The sequence below is a fragment of the Paraburkholderia sp. JPY419 genome (assembly GCF_050435705.1).
Lineage (GTDB): Bacteria > Pseudomonadota > Gammaproteobacteria > Burkholderiales > Burkholderiaceae > Paraburkholderia > Paraburkholderia youngii.
In genome coordinates this window covers 1,776,803-1,795,260 of record NZ_JBNDKV010000004.1, presented here as the reverse complement: position 1 = coordinate 1,795,260, position 18,458 = coordinate 1,776,803, and the positions used below count along the sequence as shown (strand labels likewise).

General features: G+C 63.5%; 17 protein-coding genes. 4 read left to right on the top strand and 13 right to left on the bottom strand.

The annotated features are described in order from the left end of the window. Window positions 1–138: 138 nt before the first annotated feature. Window positions 139–1,410, top strand: coding sequence for a glutamyl-tRNA reductase (gene hemA / locus QFZ91_RS36735; RefSeq protein ID WP_429570273.1), 1,272 nt, complete (start codon window positions 139–141; stop codon window positions 1,408–1,410). A gap of 144 nt (window positions 1,411–1,554) precedes the next feature. Further along, window positions 1,555–1,722: a hypothetical protein gene (locus QFZ91_RS36730; protein ID WP_368598408.1), complete on the top strand. Its 168-nt coding sequence runs from the start codon at window positions 1,555–1,557 to the stop codon at window positions 1,720–1,722. 58 nt (window positions 1,723–1,780) lie between these two features. Here the strand turns inward: QFZ91_RS36730 and QFZ91_RS36725 are convergent, their stop codons facing one another. From QFZ91_RS36725 to QFZ91_RS36690, 8 genes are all read right to left on the bottom strand, one after another. Then, window positions 1,781–2,743: a LysR family transcriptional regulator gene (locus QFZ91_RS36725; RefSeq protein WP_429570272.1), complete on the bottom strand. Its 963-nt coding sequence runs from the start codon at window positions 2,741–2,743 to the stop codon at window positions 1,781–1,783. Window positions 2,744–3,288: 545 nt separating this feature from the next. After that, window positions 3,289–4,323 carry a LysR family transcriptional regulator gene (locus QFZ91_RS36720; RefSeq protein ID WP_429570271.1) on the bottom strand — a complete coding sequence of 345 codons (1,035 nt, stop codon included), beginning with the start codon at window positions 4,321–4,323 and terminating at the stop codon, window positions 3,289–3,291. Window positions 4,324–4,529: 206 nt separating this feature from the next. Further along, window positions 4,530–6,626, bottom strand: a complete 2,097-nt coding sequence (locus QFZ91_RS36715) for an FUSC family protein (protein WP_429570270.1) — start codon at window positions 6,624–6,626, stop codon at window positions 4,530–4,532. 14 nt (window positions 6,627–6,640) lie between these two features. Beyond that, window positions 6,641–7,240 carry a LutC/YkgG family protein gene (locus QFZ91_RS36710; RefSeq protein WP_429570269.1) on the bottom strand — a complete coding sequence of 200 codons (600 nt, stop codon included), beginning with the start codon at window positions 7,238–7,240 and terminating at the stop codon, window positions 6,641–6,643. Next, a complete protein-coding gene (locus QFZ91_RS36705) occupies window positions 7,237–8,610 on the bottom strand; it encodes a lactate utilization protein B (RefSeq protein WP_368598404.1) in 1,374 nt (457 codons plus the stop codon). The genes QFZ91_RS36710 and QFZ91_RS36705 overlap by 4 nt, the downstream gene beginning before the upstream one ends. After that, the gene (locus QFZ91_RS36700; RefSeq protein WP_176384753.1) at window positions 8,607–9,350 is read right to left on the bottom strand and encodes a (Fe-S)-binding protein; all 744 of its coding nucleotides are present in this window, start codon (window positions 9,348–9,350) and stop codon (window positions 8,607–8,609) included. The genes QFZ91_RS36705 and QFZ91_RS36700 overlap by 4 nt, the downstream gene beginning before the upstream one ends. A 30-nt stretch (window positions 9,351–9,380) precedes the next feature. Beyond that, window positions 9,381–10,370, bottom strand: a complete 990-nt coding sequence (gene cydB / locus QFZ91_RS36695) for a cytochrome d ubiquinol oxidase subunit II (protein WP_429570268.1) — start codon at window positions 10,368–10,370, stop codon at window positions 9,381–9,383. A gap of 13 nt (window positions 10,371–10,383) precedes the next feature. Then, window positions 10,384–11,790: a cytochrome ubiquinol oxidase subunit I gene (locus tag QFZ91_RS36690; protein ID WP_429570267.1), complete on the bottom strand. Its 1,407-nt coding sequence runs from the start codon at window positions 11,788–11,790 to the stop codon at window positions 10,384–10,386. A 427-nt stretch (window positions 11,791–12,217) separates the two neighbouring features. Here QFZ91_RS36690 and QFZ91_RS36685 point away from each other — a divergent pair, with 427 nt between their 5' ends. Both QFZ91_RS36685 and QFZ91_RS36680 read left to right on the top strand, forming a co-directional pair. Beyond that, window positions 12,218–12,970, top strand: a complete 753-nt coding sequence (locus tag QFZ91_RS36685; protein WP_368598401.1) for a response regulator — start codon at window positions 12,218–12,220, stop codon at window positions 12,968–12,970. Between the two features lie 194 nt (window positions 12,971–13,164). Then, window positions 13,165–15,615, top strand: a complete 2,451-nt coding sequence (locus QFZ91_RS36680; RefSeq protein ID WP_429570266.1) for an ATP-binding protein — start codon at window positions 13,165–13,167, stop codon at window positions 15,613–15,615. Between the two features lie 37 nt (window positions 15,616–15,652). Here QFZ91_RS36680 and QFZ91_RS36675 read toward each other — a convergent pair whose 3' ends face one another. From QFZ91_RS36675 to QFZ91_RS36655, 5 genes are all read right to left on the bottom strand, one after another. Further along, window positions 15,653–16,042: a response regulator gene (locus QFZ91_RS36675; RefSeq protein ID WP_429570265.1), complete on the bottom strand. Its 390-nt coding sequence runs from the start codon at window positions 16,040–16,042 to the stop codon at window positions 15,653–15,655. A 59-nt stretch (window positions 16,043–16,101) separates the two neighbouring features. Beyond that, window positions 16,102–16,881: a twin-arginine translocase subunit TatC gene (tatC, locus tag QFZ91_RS36670; protein WP_429570264.1), complete on the bottom strand. Its 780-nt coding sequence runs from the start codon at window positions 16,879–16,881 to the stop codon at window positions 16,102–16,104. Between the two features lie 28 nt (window positions 16,882–16,909). Next, complete coding sequence (gene tatB / locus QFZ91_RS36665) at window positions 16,910–17,422, bottom strand: Sec-independent protein translocase protein TatB (protein ID WP_429570263.1); 513 nt, start codon at window positions 17,420–17,422, stop codon at window positions 16,910–16,912. 51 nt (window positions 17,423–17,473) lie between these two features. After that, window positions 17,474–17,674 (bottom strand): Sec-independent protein translocase subunit TatA, encoded by a 201-nt coding sequence (gene tatA, locus QFZ91_RS36660; protein ID WP_429570262.1) that lies wholly within the window; start codon window positions 17,672–17,674, stop codon window positions 17,474–17,476. A gap of 70 nt (window positions 17,675–17,744) precedes the next feature. After that, complete coding sequence (locus QFZ91_RS36655; RefSeq protein WP_429570261.1) at window positions 17,745–18,413, bottom strand: YoaK family protein; 669 nt, start codon at window positions 18,411–18,413, stop codon at window positions 17,745–17,747. Window positions 18,414–18,458: the final 45 nt, after the last annotated feature.

Here is an 18,458-nt window from a genome sequence, read left to right as displayed (position 1 = left end):
GCGCCGTCGCGTTCCAAAAGCGTTACATCTGCAATTCGCGCACCATCATCTGGTAATGCGTCCGCAAAAGCGACGATGCATTCTACGACCGATGGCCAAAGACCAAAGCCCACGTGGTAAGAAAGCGAGAGGTTCACGGTGCAACTGACTGCGATCGGAATCAATCACCAAACGGCGCCCGTCGCCTTGCGCGAACGCGTGGCGTTTAAGTTCGAACAGATCAAGTCCGCGCTCGCCCAGTACAAGGCAGCGTGGTCCGGGAAGCGCTCGCTGAGCGCGCCGGAAGCCGCCATTCTCTGCACCTGCAACCGCACCGAACTGTACTGCGCGACCGATGCGCAAAGCTCACGCGACGAAGCCGTGAGCTGGCTGGCGCAGTATCACGGTATCCGCACGGAGGAGCTCGCGCCGCACGTCTACACGCTGCCGCAGTCCGAAGCGGTCCGTCATGCGTTCCGCGTCGCGTCGGGGCTCGATTCGATGGTGCTCGGCGAGACGCAGATCGTCGGGCAAATGAAGGACGCGGTCCGCACCGCCTCCGAAGCCGGCGCACTCGGCACCTACCTGAATCAGTTGTTCCAGCGCACCTTCGCCGCCGCAAAGGAAGTGCGCAGCACCACTGAAATCGGCGCGCAGTCGGTATCGATGGCCGCCGCCGCAGTACGCCTCGCCCAACGCATTTTCGACAAGATCGCGAACCAGCGCGTGCTGTTCATCGGTGCGGGCGAAATGATCGAGCTCTGCGCGACGCATTTCGCCGCGCAACATCCGCGTGAACTCGTCGTCGCGAACCGCACCGCCGAGCGCGGCATGCGGCTCGCCGAGCGCTTCAACGGCCGCGCCATTCCGCTCTCCGAGTTGCCCTCCCGGATGCACGAGTTCGACATCATCGTGTCGTGCACGGCGTCCACGCTGCCGATCATCGGTCTCGGCGCGGTCGAGCGCGCGGTCAAGGCGCGCCGTCACCGACCGATTTTCATGGTCGACCTCGCGGTGCCGCGCGACATCGAACCCGAAGCCGGCCAGCTCGAAGACGTGTTCCTGTACACCGTCGACGACCTCGGCGCGATCGTCCGCGAAGGCAATGCGTCGCGCCAGTCTGCGGTCGCGCAGGCCGAAGCGATCATCGAAACGCGCGTGCAGAACTTCATGCAGTGGCTCGACGCGCGCAGCATCGTGCCCGTGATCCGCCACATGCACACGCAGGCCGACACGCTGCGCCGCGCGGAAGTCGAACGCGCACAGAAAATGCTGGCGCGCGGCGACGCTCCGGCCGCGGTGCTCGAAGCACTGTCGCAGTCGCTGACCAACAAGCTGATCCATCCGCCCACCTATGCACTGACCTCGGCGCCTGCAAACGAGCGGTACCTGCTAAAGGAAATTGTCGGACGATGGTACTCGCCTCGCTGACCGGGGCCGCTTCCTGCATCGATAGAAACCGCACGCATTCGCTGCACGATACACGGGGCACGACGCTCGGCGATTGGCTGCTGCTGCCGGCAACACGATGTGGCGTGTAAGGCCTAACGCCTCATCATATTCCCGCGCGCCATCGTGCCGTCGCTGTACGATGACGTGATCACCGCGAGTCAGCAATGCGGTTTCAATTCGCAACACCGCGAGCAATCCACGCAGATCGCGTCGGCCGTCGGCATGGTTGCGGCGGGGTTCGGCGTGACCATCGTGCCGGATTGGATTCGCGATCTCCACAGCAGGGCGTGATGTACCACGACATCGAGGGTAAGCAGCCAACGGCCCGGGGCGGTATCGACGCGTCCGTTCAGGCCGCGACGCCTGGTGCTTCGGTTTCCCGTGCAAGTTCGCTCAAGGCCGCCTCGTCTTTATCAAGACGGGGCGGGAGCCAGTCGCAAGTGAAGTTGATCCACGATCGTGTGCGCGCATCGATAAACCGGCGAGACGGATAGAGAATGCAGATTTCGCGCGTATCGATGGTGTACTGGGGCAGTACGCGCACGAGCGTGCCGTCGCGCAATTCGTCGAGTGCGGCATAGGCGGGCAACGGCGCAATCCCCATGCCCTCGCGCGCGGCCGTTGCCAGCGATTCCGCAATGTTGATGCTGACCACGCTGTCGACGGCGAGCGTGACGCTCGCCCGGTCGCGGCCTTCGAGGCACCAGCGTTGCGACGACGAGGTGGCGGTACGCAGCGTCAGGCAGTCATGCAACTGCAGATCGTCCGGCGATTGCGGCACGCCGCGCGCGGCGAGATATCCAGGTGACGCGCAAAGAATGCGCTGCGACCGGCCAAGCTGGAACGACGCAAGGTCGGCGTCCGGCGGCGGCGAGAAAGCGACGATTGACGTATCGCAGCTGCCGTCGAAGAGATTGGCAAGCGCCTGCGACAGGCTCAGTTCCACGTGGACGTCGGGATGGCGTTCCCGGTAGGCCTGGATCGCAGGCATGATGTGCCGATGGCCGAGACTTGCGAAACTGTGCACGCGTAGCAGTCCGCTCGGGTGGTCGGCGGCGAGGGCGGTGTCGTCTTCCGCCCGCGCCACGTCGGCCAGAATCCTACGGCAACGTTCGGCGTAGGCCAGTCCTTCGCGCGTCGGGGAAACGCGGCGCGTGGATCGGTGCAGCAGCCGCGTGCGCAGATGCTCCTCCAGTTCACTGACTGCCCGCGACGCGGTACCGAGGCTCACCTGTAGCGAGGCCGCTGCGGAGGTGAAGCTGCCGGTATCTATCAGGCGGACGAAGATCTGCATGTTGTGCAAGGTGTTCATGCGACGGTGTGCAATCTCAAGTTTGGGAGTGTATGAATTCTTCGGCGCTGCAGTTTCGACGGCGTTTCAGCGTCGATGCGGCGTGTTCCAAATGAAACGAAAAACGCCGCGGCGCGCTGCCGACACGCATTCCCGCACGATCGGTGTGAGGCATCGCACACCGGTGTCGCAACTGTATAGAAAGCGTCCGGCCTCCGAGATGGCGCTGCAAGGGCGGCGGCCGATTCTCTTTGGCCAGTGCAAGTCGCGCGAGAGACGGGGCGTGCGTTCGGCTCCATCTTCGTCGTGCCGACGGGAACCGGGCGCATCGAGTCTACACGCGCGCGGCTTGCCCCGCGCCAGACGACGCCCCCGGAATGCAATCAGGACGTGTGCGCAGCCAGCCGTGCATTGGACGAGGTGGCGGGCGAGCTGCAACGACCGCGCAAGCGCCGGCTCAGCAAGCCGCGAGATGGGACGATGTCGGCGCCGTGGAGGTGTGAGCAAGGCGCTTCTCGGGCCCAGGCGAGGTTTGCGCCACGCCCGGCCGGCGTTTCATTCAGCCGTCAGAAGGCCGTTTGCTCGCGCCATTGCCAGCGCATCGCGAGTGTCCCGTCAAGCTGTTCCGGGGTCAACGCTGGATGCGCAGGCAGCCAGCCGCGAGGGTTGCCGAGGCTCGCGAGCGCAGCTTGATCGCGTGCGAGGGCGGGGGGCAGATACTCGCGCATGTAGTCCAACCATGTGCGCGTTCTGGCGTCGACGTAGCGGCGCGATGGAAAGAGTGCGCAGATATCCTTGCTGTCCAGCGTGTATTCCGGCAGCACGCGAACGAGTGTCCCCGCGCGCAAACCGGCGAGCGCCGAATAGACGGGCAGGGGCCCGATGCCCATGTGCGCGCGGATCGCCGCGGCCAGCGACTCGGCGATATTGATGCGAAATACGCTGTTGATCTCGATGTTTTCGGTTTTGCCACTACCCGCCTTTTCGAGCACCCACCCGCTCGACGAACACGTAGGCCTGCTAAGGGCGAGGCAGTCGTGATCGATCAGGTCGCCGGGATGCAACGGCGTGCCGCGCCCGTTCAGATAGCGTGGCGAGGCGCACAGGATGCTGCAGCTCGAACCTAGCCGGTGCATGACGATCTCCGAGTCCGGCAGGCCGGAGACCGCGAGAATTGAGGTGTCGCATTTACCGTCGAACAGGTCCGGCAAGTTTTGCGAAAGCTGGAGATCGATCGTCACTTCGGGGTATAGGCGGCGATACGCGTGAATGGCGGGAACGAGGTAGTGCTGTCCAATGCTCGCGAAGCTATGGACCCGCAACATGCCGCGAGCGAGACTGCCTGCCTCGGAGACCTCGTGCTCCGCTTCGTCGACTGCACGTACGATCAATCGGCAGTGGCCCAGGTAGGTGCGCCCTGCATCGGTCAATGCAATGCGGCGCGTGGAGCGCGTCAGCAGCCGGACCTTGAGGTGTTGCTCCAGTTCGCTGACTGCTCTCGATGTCGAGGCCGCGCTTGAATCGAGCGAATCGGCCGCCGCCGTGAAACTGCCCATGTCCACGACGCGCACGAATATCCGCATGTTCTGCAACAGGTTCATAAACCGTTCCTGAGGGCTGGAGGTTGGCGGCGCGCTTTGCCCCGGCATCAGTGCCGGCTGGCGTTCGAATCGCCGCGGGATGGGCGAAAGTCTGCAGGTGCGCGATTACTGCGTTGTTTCGCGCCACGCACGGCGGTATTGCAATTGAAATCGGGCTTGACGGGACGCGGCTCCGCAGCGCTTACGGGGTGCCGCCGACACCAACCTCAGCGCAGAAGGCGGGCGCGCAGCAGGTGTGCGACACACGCGCTTTCGGTTACTTCGCGTTCGATCTCGCGCGCGTGGCACGACGATGCGTGAGGTGCCGAGTCGTCGCGCGGATGGTGGAGAAGCTCATCGGTGCAGGTATCGCGCGTGAGCCTCGCGTGCGCCTTGTGAGCGAGTGCGGCAAGTCGTGCGCGTTCCGTGTCATCGAGCAACGCATCGACATATTCAAGCGGGCACAGCGCGCCAACCAGCGTTCGGAGGCGCTGCATCAGCACACTTGCGCACGCAGCCCGTTGATTCACGACCAGCGACTCGAACCGCGTGGCGCCGATCGTGGCTTCCAGCGTGTCGATATCCAGGCAGGCGCGTCGCCGCAGCGCTCTGAGCGTTTCGCCCCCGCGAGCCACCGGCTGAGCGAGACGGCGCGCAACCGCGTCGAGATACGCGGCCGTGCCCTCCAGCGCGCGCGCCGCGCTGCTGCCGAGACGATGATGGTCGCGCTCGGGCCACGCGAAGAGGCTCACGACGAAGCCGACGAGCACACCGGCCACGCTGAGCTCCGCCCGCGCGACAGCCAGCGCCCAAGGCGCTCCGGCGAGCGTGCCGAGATGCGCCACCAGGATGAAGTGTGAGGTCAGGAACAGGATGTACGAGAGGTAGCTCACTGCGCGCGCCGCCAACGTTCCGGTGGCGAGCGGGAGCACAACGAGGGCGAGCAGCAGCGGGTCGTGAAAGATAAACGAGAACGCCGTGGCCAGCGCCGCGCCAAGCAGCGTCCCGCCGATGCGCAGGCCGGACACCTTCACCGTTTGCGCAAGCGTGGGCTGGAGGATGAACAGCGTGGTGAGCGGCAGCCAGTAGCCCTGTTGCATGCCCGAGTGGCGTGCGAGCGCGACCGCGAGCATGGCTGCGACGGACAGCCGCGCAGCGTACCGGGCGTAGGCATTGCTGGCGACGAGTGCCACCATCCGCGCGGTCAAGCGGCCAGGGCGCGGCGCCTCGTGCGGCGCTGCGCGCGGGCCTGCTGCGATTGCGCGCGTAGCATCCACGCGCAAGTCGCGAGCGAGGAGAACGGCGAGGCGCTCGAGGAGATCGACATTCGCCCGCAGCCACGTCAATCCCTCGCCGGGCTCGTGGGTCGCCAGCCAGGCGGGCTCGCAGCCACGCAAGGTTTGTTGCACGCGAGCCAGCCGTTGCTCGACGTCGCCCGGCAATGCGCGAGGACCGCGGCGCAAGCGTGCCGCGCTCGCGTCGATCTGCAACGCGAGTTGGGCGTAGGCGGGCGCAAGGAGGCCGGCTGCTTCACGCCGGGCGGCATCGTGGCCGCCGTCGAGCAGCGTTTCCAGGCCCGCGAGCAGGGCGATGGCCTGCTCCGCGTCGTCGATCCACCGGCCGCACGCCGAAGGCGCCTCGCCGCAGCAGTTCGCGACGGCCGCTGTCATCGCGTCGAGCTTCGGGCGCAGCTCCGCGCGCCCTTGCTCGAGCCGCGCCCGGTTGCCGTGGGCCGCCTGTCCGAGGCGATCGACGAGCGACGACATTGCATGGAGATACGCAAGCGTTGCCTGCTGCGCGCGTTTGCCGGCGCTGGTTTGCCAGAGCGTGCCTCCCGCGACCGTCGCCCATACGCTTCCCGCAAGATAGAAGGCGGCGTAGCGCGTCGCGGCGTCGAGGCCGTGCGCCGGAAAGCATGCGGATACCGCACACGCCGTTGCCGTGAGCAGGCCGCGCAGTCCCGACGCCGGGCCTCGTGCACGAACGCAGGCGCCCGCGTAGACAACCACACCGACCACGGCAATCGGGAGCACGGGCAGCGCTTGAGCAGCGATCGCGCAGGCCGACGCAAGTGCGCCGGCCATACCGAACAGGAGCCCCTTGCAACTGCGCTCGACGTCCGGGCCGCTGGGCTCATCTGCGAGGCATGTCCAGAACGCGGCGATCGCGGACCAGCACAGCAGCGGCATGTGCAGCGCCGCGGCCAGCACGGCGGGCACGACGCAGATCACCCCGCCCCGCAGTGCGTCCGCCATTGGCAACTGGTGGCGGCCGTGGTGCCAGAAACGCAGCAGTTGCGCGCGTGCGCTCACGAAGAGTTGCATTGTCGTGGGTCCGGCTATCGGGTCGCGTTGGCTCGCGGCACGGGAATCACGGTGAGCGACCGGATGCCTTGGGCTCCGCGAATCAGCACACCCTCGATATCCGCCGTTGCCGACGGGCCGCTCATCAGGCATGCGTAGCGGGCTTCGAAGAACTCCCGCCGATGATAGGCATGGTGAAGGTTGTCGACGATATGGGACGGATCGACGAGCGCCACGAGGTGCTGCGACAGATAGCCGAGCGCATTGACGCGATACTCGTGCTCGCTCAGCCAGATGGAGCCGGTTTCCGCGACCGCGAACGCGGGACGCACGATGCCCACGTCCACATCCTCGAGATCGTGCGGACGCTCGACATCCTCGATGCGGCGGGTGCCCTCGACCTCGGGCACGGCGGAGCAGACTACGCGCGCCTGCGGGAAGCGCGAACGGACCCAGGCTTCGAGATCGCCATCGGCGGGCATGTCGCACCAGGTACCGCCAAGACGCGCGAGCGACTTCCTGAACGTCTCGAGCGTGGGCGGAAGATGCTGGTCGAACATCGGCACTTCCGGCAGCGGACGCGGCGCGGGCGCCACTTCGCGAAGACGGGAGAGAATCAGATCACGGCTGCTCATTTCTTGTTCCTCTTCAGGTACCAGTCACGGAAGGTTTCGCTCGGCGCTTCGGGCACCTCGCGGTTCTTGCCCCATTCGTTGAGCGGGTTGTAAAGCACCACGCGCGGCAGCGTGGAAACGGCCTTGTTGGCGGTTTTGATCGCGGCGCGGTAGAGCTTCGGGTGCGACAGCACCTGGCCTGCGACCATCATGGCTTCCTGCTTGACGAACGGCAGCTCGTGCTTTTCGGCGATGATCTGCCGCCACTTGTAGATCTGTTCGTGAATGTTGATCTTCACCGGGCAGACGTTGGTGCAACTGCCGTTCATCGTGGAGGCGAATGGCAGCGAGCTGTACTTCTTCAGGTCGTAGGTCGGGTTGATGATCGCGCCGATCGGACCGGAGTACACGCCGCCGTAGCTCAGGCCGCTGCTGCGCCGGTACACCGGGCAGGTGTTCATGCACGCGCCGCACCTGATGCACTTGAGCGAGTACCAGAAGTCGTCCATCGCGAGCCGCTCGGAGCGGCCGTTGTCCACGAGCACGAAATGCATCTCGCCGCCCTCGCGCGGCCCGCGAAAATGCGACGTGTACTGGGTGATCGGCGAGCCCAGCGCGTTGCGCGACAGCATGCGGATAAACAGGCCGAGATGCTCCAGCTTCGGAATGAGCTTCTCGATACCGATTGAGGCGATATGCAGCGGCGGCACGTTCGCGCTGAGGTCGGCGTTGCCCTCGTTCGTGCAGACCGTGACGCCGCCCGTTTCCGCCACGGCGAAATTGCAGCCGGTCATGCCGGCGTCCGCGTTCAGGAACAGCGGGCGCGTGGCGTTGCGCTGCGCTTCGGCGAGCTTCGGAATGTCCTTTTCATTCGGGTCCGTGCCGAACTTCTCGGCAAAGGTCCTGGCGACGTCGGTGGCGAGCTTGTGGACCGCCGGCACGACGATGTGCGAGGGCATCTCGTCGTCGAGCTGCTGGATCTGCTCGCCGAGATCGGTCTCCACGACGGTGATGCCGCGCTCCTCGAGATACGGGCGCATTTCGCACTCTTCGGTCAGCATCGACTTGCTCTTGACGAGCACCCGTGCGTTACGCTCGCTCAGGATCTCGTACACGATGCGATTGTGCTCCTCGGCATCTTTCGCCCAATGCACCTTCACGCCATTGGCGGTAGCGTTGCGCTCGAACTGCTCGAGATAGTCAGGCAGATGCGTGAGCGTGTGCTCCTTGATCGCCGAGGCGAGCGAGCGCATTTCCTCCCATTCGGGAATGCCGTGGACTTCGATGTCGCGGGCGCTGCGCAGCCCCCACAGACGCTTGTCGTGGAATTCGATGTGCTTTTCGTCCGCGATGAACTTCTTCGAAAAACCCACGTGATCGACGCGTTTCATGCTCGTGCTCCATTCAGGATCTGGGCGATATGGATGAACTTCAGACCGAGCCCGAGGCGGTCCGCGCAACCCTTCTGGTGCATCAGGCACGAAGAGTCGGCCGAGACGATGTATTCGGCGCCGTTGCGCTTGTGGTCGCGCACCTTGTCCGCGCCCATGCGGGCCGACACGGGCTCCTCCGAGACACAAAACGTGCCGCCGAAACCGCAGCATTCGTCGGGCCGGTCCGGCTTGATGAACTCGATGCCTTTGACGCCGCTCAGCAGCGTCATCGGTTTGGAAAAGACGGGCCCCGCGATTTCCGACATGCTGGCCGTCTTCAGGCTGCGCAGCGTGCCGCAGCTGTTGTGCAGACCGACCTTGTGCGGAAACTCGGCCCAAGGGAATTCGCGCACCTCGAGGACGTCGTGGATGAACTCGACGAGTTCATAGGTGTTGCGGCGCACCTTCTGCGCGTCGCTGGTCTGATCGGCCGCCGTCAGGTTGTCGCGGACGTGGTGCACGCAGCTGCCGCTCGGCGCGACGATGTAGTCGTAGCCTGTGAAATTGCGCACGAAGAGATTTTCGGTGGCGGCGGCTTGATTCTCGCAACCGCTATTGCCCATGGGCTGACCGCAACAGGTCTGATCGAGCGGATAGTCGACGTCGCAGCCGAGGCGCTCGAGCAGTTCGAGCGTGGCAATGCCGACATCGGGAAAAAACGAATCGATGAAGCATGGAACGAATAGAGCGACCTTCATGGCAGCATTTCCTCAAATGGAAGGGTCGATTCAGTGATAGGCAGGATTGCTGGAGACGCGGCCGCGGAATACCGCATAGGCCACGTACGTATAGGCGACGATTAGCGGCAGGACGAAGAGACCCGCGCCCCAGAACATGAAGGTTTGACTGGAGGCCGGTGCGGCTGCCTGGTCGATCGTGAGATCGAACGGAACGACGTACGGCAGGTAGGATGCCGCGAGCGTCACGAGAAGCAGCGCGCAACTGAGCGCCGCAAGGACGAAAGGTGTGCGTCCTTCACCACGGCGCGCGGCGAGCGGCAGGCCGACCAGCGTCGCGAGGCTCAGCAGCGGCAGAACGAAGAGCGCCGGGTGAAGCTGCCAGCGCGCCTCGATCACGCGATGGTCGAAAAGCGTGACGGCGAACATCGCGGCGAGAACAAGGACCGTCATCGGCGTCAGGCGGTTCAGAGCCGAGCAGCCAAACCGGCGCAGGTCGTGCTCGCCCTTGAGAACCAGCCAGCCGGCACCGAGCAGACCATACGAAAGCACCGCGCCGAGACCGCACCACAACGGGAACGCCGAGGCCCACTCGAAGCCGTTGCCGGTGTAGTGCATGTTCTCGACAGGGACGCCCTGCGCGTACGCGCCGAGCGCAACACCCTGTGCGAATGCGGCAAGCAGCGAACCCGCGAACAGCAACACGTTCCACACCCAGCGCGAACCGTGCGCCCTGTGGCGGAATTCAATTGCGACACCGCGCATGATCAGGCCAGCCAGCATGGCGGAGAGCGGAGCGTAGAGCGCCGGGAGCGCGATCGAATAGATCGACGGGAACGCTCCGAACAGGATGGTGCCCGCGATCACGAGCCAGGTTCCGTTGCCGTCCCAGACGGGCGAGATCGAGGCGACCATCTGGTCGCGCCGGGCGGTGCTCGCGGCGAAGCCGCTCAAAATGCCAACGCCGAGGTCGAAGCCGTCGAGCACGATATAGGCGGCGAGGGCGAAGGCGAGCTCGAACAGCCAGAACCAGTCAAGCATGTTGTTCTCCCGATTAGTGATTGGACGATGAAGCGCGCGTTGTCGCGGGCAAACGGGGTTCGTACGTCTGCGGAATGACGTGCCCGTTCCAGACGGTGAGCACCTTGCCGCTGAAAACGCCGCTGCGGATGATGCTCAGGATGTAGTAGACGCCGAAGCAGAAGATGAACCCGTAGACGAGCACATACATGATCAGCGACGCGAGGGCGAAGTGAGCGGAGAGGCCGGGCGTCATCGCGTCCGCGGTGCGCAGCACGCCCCAGATGGTCCAGGGTTGACGGCCGACTTCGGCGGTGAACCAGCCGGTGAGGATGGCGACGAAGCCCAGCGGGAAGCTCAGGGCGACTGGCCACAGCAGCCACTTGCGTTCCTCAAGCTTGCCGCGCCGTGCAACGTACGTGCCGATCCAGGCGAGGGCGAGCATCAGCATGCCGCAGCCGACCATGATCCGGAAAGCGAAGAAAGGAACAAGGATCGGCGGCCGGTCGCCGACGGGGAAATCCTTGAGGCCGACCTCACGCGAATCGAGCGTGCCGGAGGCAATCACGCTGCCGAGCACCGGGATCTTCCACTCGTAGCGATTGCGTTCGGCCTTGGCGTCGGGCACCGCGAAGATCACTTCGGCAGCCGGCTGCTCGTCGACCCAGCGGCCTTCGACGGCCGCGAACTTGGTGGGCTGGTCATCATGGATGTAGTCGCCCGTCAGGTGGCCGAACAGGATCTGCAGCGGCACGAGCACGGCGGCAAGGCCCAGCGCCATGCGGAACATGACGATGGCCTCCACGCGGCTCGTGTCCTTGAGCAGGTACCAAGCGCCGACGGCCGCGACGCAGAACGCCGTGGTCAGATAGGCCGCGAGCAACATGTGCGGAAAGCGAACCCACACCACGCTGTTGAAGACGATGGCGGCCCAGTCGGTGGGAACATAGACACTGTTCTGCACGACATAGCCGACCGGATGCTGCATCCACGAGTTGTTCACGAGGATCCAGAACGCCGAGAGCGTGGTCCCGAGTGCCACGAGCATGCACGACATCAGATAGAACCACGGCTTGACGCGGTTACGTCCGAACAGCATGACGCCGAAAAACGTGGCTTCGAGCGCGAACGCAGTGAAAGACTCATAGCTGAGCAATGGCCCCTGAATCGGTCCGCTCGCACGCGACAGCTCGCTCCAGTTCGTGCCGAACTGGAACGCCATGACGACGCCGGACACCACGCCCATGCCGAACGCGACGCCGAAGATCTTCAGCCAGAAGTCGAACACTCGCCGGTAGACGGGATTGCCGGTCGCGAGCTGCATGGCCTCCAGCACGGACAGCCACGCAGCGAGGCCGATTGTGAACGACGGAAAGATGATGTGAAACGAAACCGTCGCGGCGAACTGTATCCGCGATAGCAGGAGTGCAGAGGTTTCCACGCGCTCGCTCCAGTGAAGTAGTGTTGGCTGGAGTTTGGGTCTCGCATGTTGCTAGTCGGTTTCGAGGCGGCGCTGGAGCGTTACAGCTGTAACGTCGGGTGAAGCAATCTACGGTCGCGGTGGCGCGTAGCTACATCGCGCACGCGGCCATTCCTTCCGACATAGTGAACAGCCCGAGCAGGGGGCTGTTCAGTTCAGTTCCGTTTTTCGGTGGTTTTCCTGGAACGCTGCTTTCAGTGCCCAGTGTCGTTTGTGCGGTCTTCGGTCTATAGCATTGTCTCTACCGATTCCGCCCCGAGCCGTTAAAATGTGCGTACGATCAAACCGATACGCCGACTTTTCCCTTACAGGACGGTCGCCGGACTATCGGCAATTCGAAATCGCTTGAGCTAGCTGCCAGGCCTTTACTGTCGCGAGGTTTCCAGTCATGGCCGACATCACCTTGCCTCACATACTCGTCGTCGACGATGACCCCGCAATTCGTGACATAACGACCGAATACCTAGGACAAAACGACTTTCGCGTGTCCGCCGTGGCTAGCGGAGCAGAAATGGCGGCCGCGCTCGGAAACGGTGCCGTCGATCTGATCATCCTCGATCTGCGCATGCCGGGCGAAGACGGTATCCAGATAGCCGGCCGCATCCGTGAAAAATCATCGCTCCCGATTTTGATCCTTTCGGGTCGCCACGAAGAGGCAGACCGCGTGATGGCGCTGGAACTGGGAGCGGACGACTACATGACAAAGCCGTTCAGTTGCCGCGAGCTGCTGGCGCGTGTTCGTGCCCTTCTGCGCCGATCCAGGAACACGCAGGCTGCCACCGGGCGGCAGGCAAAACCGCGAGGCTACCGTTTCGCAGGTTGGGAACTGAACATCAACACGCGGCGCCTTGTCTCCCCAGCGGGCCGCACGGTGGGATTGACCAACGGCGAGTTTTCGCTGCTTGCCGCGTTTCTCGCGGCGCCCGGCCAGATCCTGACGCGTGACCAACTGCTCGAATCCAGCCGACTCTACGACGAGGTCTACGACCGCGCCATCGATGTGCAAATCCTGCGGCTGCGCCGAAAAATCGAGGAAGACCCATCTAACCCGCGTTACATCAAAACCGAACGCGGCGCGGGCTATGTCTTCACCGCGCAAGTTGAAAAGCTGGCCCCGCCGGTCGAGTGGGAAATGCGCTGACCCGCAGCTTTCTCGCCGCGTCCCCTGCGCTTAACATGCAGTACGCGATTAGCGGGACTTTTCGGTCGCAATTGATGTAGCCCGAAACGGAAACGGCTAGGTCATTGCTGGTAATTGTCCCCATCGAAAATGCTCGCGGCAATACGGCGCGGCCACGTTTGTCCGATCGTCGCGAACTGAACACAAGAGCCTCGATGAGCAAGGAAAGAATCAGGCGCAGGTTTGCATGGCCGCATCAGTACAGGTTGTTGGCAGCAGGGTGCCTGCTGGTACTCCTTTTGTGGATCGGCGCGGTCACAGAGAGCTTTCGATCGCGCCAACTGGTGCTTCAGTCCAACGCCAGGGAACTGTCGAGCCTCGCGAGCGCGCTCGCAGAGCAAACAGCCCGATCGCTGCAGGGCGTCGAATTCATACTCCGGCGCACTTCCGGCTGGTCGCACGACGCAAAGTACCCAGCGGACGGGCAGGCGGTGAACCGCTTTCTTCGCGAGGAAATCGCCGGCGTACCCCAGATCAGGCAACTTGACATCGTCGATGCCACGGGCCAGCGGATAGCGACGACCCTCCCGGGCAACCCCGCCGCCAATGTCTCACAACGGCCCTACTTCAAGGCTGTGCAGCGCGCATCTGGCAACGCGATGGTGGTGAGCGAGCCGCTCGTCAGCATGGTCGACGGGCGCCCTACGTTTGCGATGGCTAGCCGTCTCGAGGACGCAAATGGCCGATTCGAAGGCGCCGTTGTCGCCCTGATTGAAGACGGCTACTTTCGCGACTTCTACAGGCGGGTCGATGCAGACGAACGCACCGGCATCACTCTCCGGCGTGAGGACGGCGCGCCGGTCGTGGCGTCCATAAGCGGGAGGCAACCGGGCGAGCGCGAGCGGCCGTTACTCTCCGCCCGCAAACCGGTGCCCGGATTCCAGTTGACGGTCGACGTCACCCGCGACGAAGCGCTCGCGCTTCAGACATGGCGCATAACTACGATCTACGACTTCATCGGCACCAGTGCGCTTTCGCTACTCGTGGCGGCGCTCGGCCTCGCGCTCATGAGGAGGCTGCAGCAACTCGGACGCTTCACGCGCCGGCTCCAGTTGAGCCAGCGACGCTGGAGAGCCGTGTTCGACAACGCGCCGGCGGGAATCATGCTGTTGCGGCCGCGCGGGCGCTACCTCGCCGCCAACCCCGCGTTTCAACGCATGGTCGGTTACTCGTCAACGGAGCTCAAGAATCTGACCGACACCGACATCGCCCATCCCGAGGACGTCGAACTCACCCGGCAGCATGTCGAGCGGCTGCTGCGAGATGGCTTGCCAAGCATTCGCTTCGAGAAACGCTACCAGCACCGCGACGGATACACAGTCTGGACAGACGTGCGGCTCGCGCGCGTTACTGTGTCGGACGAGACGACGGATAAAGACCCGGAACGCCAGGAAGATATCATCGTGGCGACCGTTGAAGACGTCACGCAGCGCCGCGAGGACGAGCAGGCGCGCCGTCAGCTCGAAAACCAGCTCAGGCAATCGCAGAAGCTGGAAGCGCTAGGCACGTTCGCCGGCGGCATTGCCCATGACTTCAATAACATTCTTGGCGCGATCGTCGGCTATGGCGAGCTCGCGATCGAGGCACTCGCGGACCAGACGCCAGAGCACCACTATGTCGCGCAGATGCTCAAGTCGGCGGACCGCGCACGCTCGCTGGTCGAGCGGATTCTCACCTTCAGTCGCAGCGGACTCACCACCCGGCAGCCCGTACAGGTTCAGCCCGTCGTTCACGACTCGATCGAAATGCTTAAGGTGCGCCTTCCAGCCGGCATCCGGCTGGAAGTCGAACTGAACGCACCGGAGGCCCACATCGAAGGCGATCCGGCGCATCTCGACCAGCTGGTGACCAACCTTTGCGTCAATGCGATCCACGCCATGCCGGGCGGCGGAACGCTCAGCGTGGTCCTCGACACGCTCGAGCTCGACGCAGCATGCTCGCTGTCGCATGGCGCCGTGGAAGCGGGGCATTTCGTGAGGCTCGCCGTATCGGATAGCGGTGTAGGCATGACGCCCGATCTGCTCGAACGCATTTTCAATCCGTTCTTCACGACGCGCAAAGCCGCTGAGGGAACCGGGTTGGGACTGGCGCTCGTCGACGGGATCGTTCGCGAATATGGCGGCGGCATCGACGTCCGGACGGTGGTCGGTGCAGGCAGCCAATTCACGCTTCTGCTTCCGACAATCGATTCGCATGCCAGTCAAGCACCCGGGGACAAAGAGGCTTGCCCCCACGGTGAAGGGCAGACCATCCTGCTCGTCGACGATGAAGAAGCGCTGGTGCGGATCGGCGAGGAGCGCCTCGCGGAACTGGGCTACGAGCCGGCAGGCTTCGTCTCCAGCGACGCGGCGTGGCAGGCCTTCCGCGCCGATCCTCAGCGCTTCGACGCGGTCGTCACGGACCAGACGATGCCGGAGATAACCGGCGTCGAACTCGCCCGGATGATCCGTTCTGTACGCGCCGAGATACCCATCGTTCTTGTCAGCGGATTCAACAGCCCCGCGCTGGAAAGCCAGGCGCGCGAGGCTGGCGTCAACGCGCAATTGCGCAAGCCGTTGCCTAAGGCAGAACTTGCGCGCACGCTGAAGCATCTACTGCCCGACTAGGCGCTCGCATCGCCACAGCCGTCGGCGCCACGCGTCGTCACCCAGAGCCATTCGCGACCCGGCCGACCAACGCCGCAGCGGCTTGTAACAACGCTTCGCGCCTGAACGGCTTGGCCAGCGCCCGTTCTACGCCCAACCGGCTGGCAAGCATCGACATGGCATGAGCCTGTGTCGGGAAATAGCCCGAAATCGCGATCACTGGCACCGAGGGAAAGACAGTCCGAACGAGAGCGATCCGCTCAGGATCCATCGCCTTCGGCTGATTGATATCGACCACCGCAAGATCAATCGGGCTTACTATGAAATCCGGAACGCTCGCGCCCGCTGACTCCAGCACGTCATAGCCCGCATCCCGGAACGTGAGGGAGAGCAGCGCCCGCATTGATGTGTCGTCCTCCATCACCAACACCCTTTTTCGATCTTCCACAATCGATCCTTTTCGGTTGTCACGAATTGGCCTGAGTGCGCCATCGACCTACCTGCGCGTCACTGGTCAGCCGATTTCCCGATGCTGCCAAACATCCTTGCTGCCACGATCCCGAGCTCGTAAAGGAGCACGAGCGGGCCAGCAAGGAGCAACTGCGATATGACATCGGGCGGCGTCACGACTGCGGCGACGACGAATGCGCCGACGATTATGTAAGGACGAATCTGCTTCAATTTGGCGATATCCACGAGCGCACTGCGGACCAGCACGACGATGACGACCGGCACCTCGAAAGCCACGCCGAACGCGATGAACAAGCGAACGGTAAAGCGCAGGTAATGGTCTATGTTCGTCATCATCTGAGCGCCGAGCGGCGCGTTATAGTGCGCCATCAGATGAAGGATCGCGGGAGATACAAGGAAATATGAAAAGGCCATCCCGGCGAGAAACAGTGCATAGCTGCAGACCACGAGCGGCCCGATGAGCTTCCTTTCATGCCTGTAGAGGCCCGGCGCCGCAAACGACCACAACTCATGCAACACGACAGGCAACGCGACGACGAATGCCACCATCATCGTGACTTTCATGGGCACAAAGAACGAGCCCGTGACGTCCGTGACGATGAGCTTGCCGTTTTGCGGCAGGTTGTCGGCCAGAGGCCGCACTACTAGGCGGAAGATTTCCGGCGCCCAGTATACGAGTCCCACGAAAGCCCCGAGGACCGCTGCGGCTGCTCTCATCAAACGCCGGCGCAGCTCCACGATGTGGGTCAGATACGGCTGGTCGGTTTGGACGGCTTTCTCATCGGCTCCGTACGGGAGTTTTCGTGTACTGCTCATCGTGTGTCACCTTTTGCGTTTCCCGCTGTCACCGGGCGATTCCCATCAGGATGCGGTTCCTTCTTCTGGCGGCCGCATGGCGTAGCGGACGCGGCTGCGCAGCACCGTTGTGTCGGCGGTTCCGGCGCGGAGGGTGCCCATCGCCTGCGCCTGTCGTAGGTGCATTCGCACGCCATGATTCCGTTGCACGACGTGATAGCCGCGCGCGCCTAACCGCTTGATCGTGCTCGGGTAGAGCGGCCATCGGGGTCTCTGACGTGTCCGCGTCCAGCAAAGTCACGGCGTTGCGCGCAAGCGACCCGCCTCGGTCCGCGAGCGCGGCGAATTCCTGTACGCCCGACTCGATCTGCGATTTCATTGCGCGCAGTTGCCCGAGCTCGAGATCCTCGGTGACCTGCGACCTGAGATCATCGAGGTATCGCCGCGAACGCCCAATGAGGACACCCAACGCGCGCGCAGCAAGCGGCAGGCGCTCGGGCCCAAGCACGACGACTGCGACCGCCGCGATCAACAGCAATTTCGAAAAATCCACGTCTAACATCGACTGCTCTCCAAAATGGTGAAACGGCGGGCAACGAAGCGTCGCTGAAGATCAATGGCCGCGTCCGCCGCGCTCACCCGTGAGCTCCGCGTTAGCGCTTCGCGAAAGTGACTCGGCTTCTCTGACGCCATCCTTGAAGCCCTTCACCGCAAAGCCAAGGTCGGAGCCGATATTTCGTAACTTCGCCGTTCCGAAGACCAGAGAAACGATGACCAAAACAATCAACCAATGCCAGATACTCAGCGATCCCATGACAATGCTCCTTAAAAATGCGGCCGTTGTGACGAACCGGAAATTGGGCTGGTAGCCCGTATATGTAAAGTTAAGCTTCTTGCCTGCAATTGCGGGTTTTCAGCGCGACAAGACAGATCAGTGCGATGAACGCGAGGGACGAAGGGCCGAGCAACGCGATATCGTGAAACCGTTGCGTCGCGACGGCACCCGCCGTAGCACCGCAGGCGAAGCAGAAACATATTGTTGCGAGCACAGCTGCGCTGCGGATTCCTGCGAAATCGCGCCGCGGTATCGTCGATCGAAAGAAACCTTGCAAGGTCCTCAGCAAGTTCCCTGTCGTCATGACCGACGAGTAAGGCTGTGTGCCGGAATGCGTGAAAATGGTCGTCTGCAAAGCGGCAACGAATGAGATTCCCGGTATCAGCAATAGCTGCGGCATGCCGACTATTGCGGCGGCGAAGAGGAACACAGCTTCGAGCAGCAGCGCAACGATGGCTGAAAGCGATTCGTCTCGTGAAGCAGCCAGACGCAACAGGTGCGCGCCGAACACCCCAACAGCAAATCCGCCCAGAGGCACCAGATGCGCAAGTGCTGCGCCGCGGTTTCCGGCGGCGAGACTGACCGCCGTCACCACGATGTTTCCCGTCATCGAATTCGCAAATATGCGGCCGTGACCGACAAATGTGAACGCATCGAGAAATCCGCCGCACAACGTGAGCAGTATCGCGATTGCCGGATGCGCTTTCACTGATTCCATCTTCGTTTCCTGACGGCGGAAGCCCGAGCACCATCCAGTCCGAGT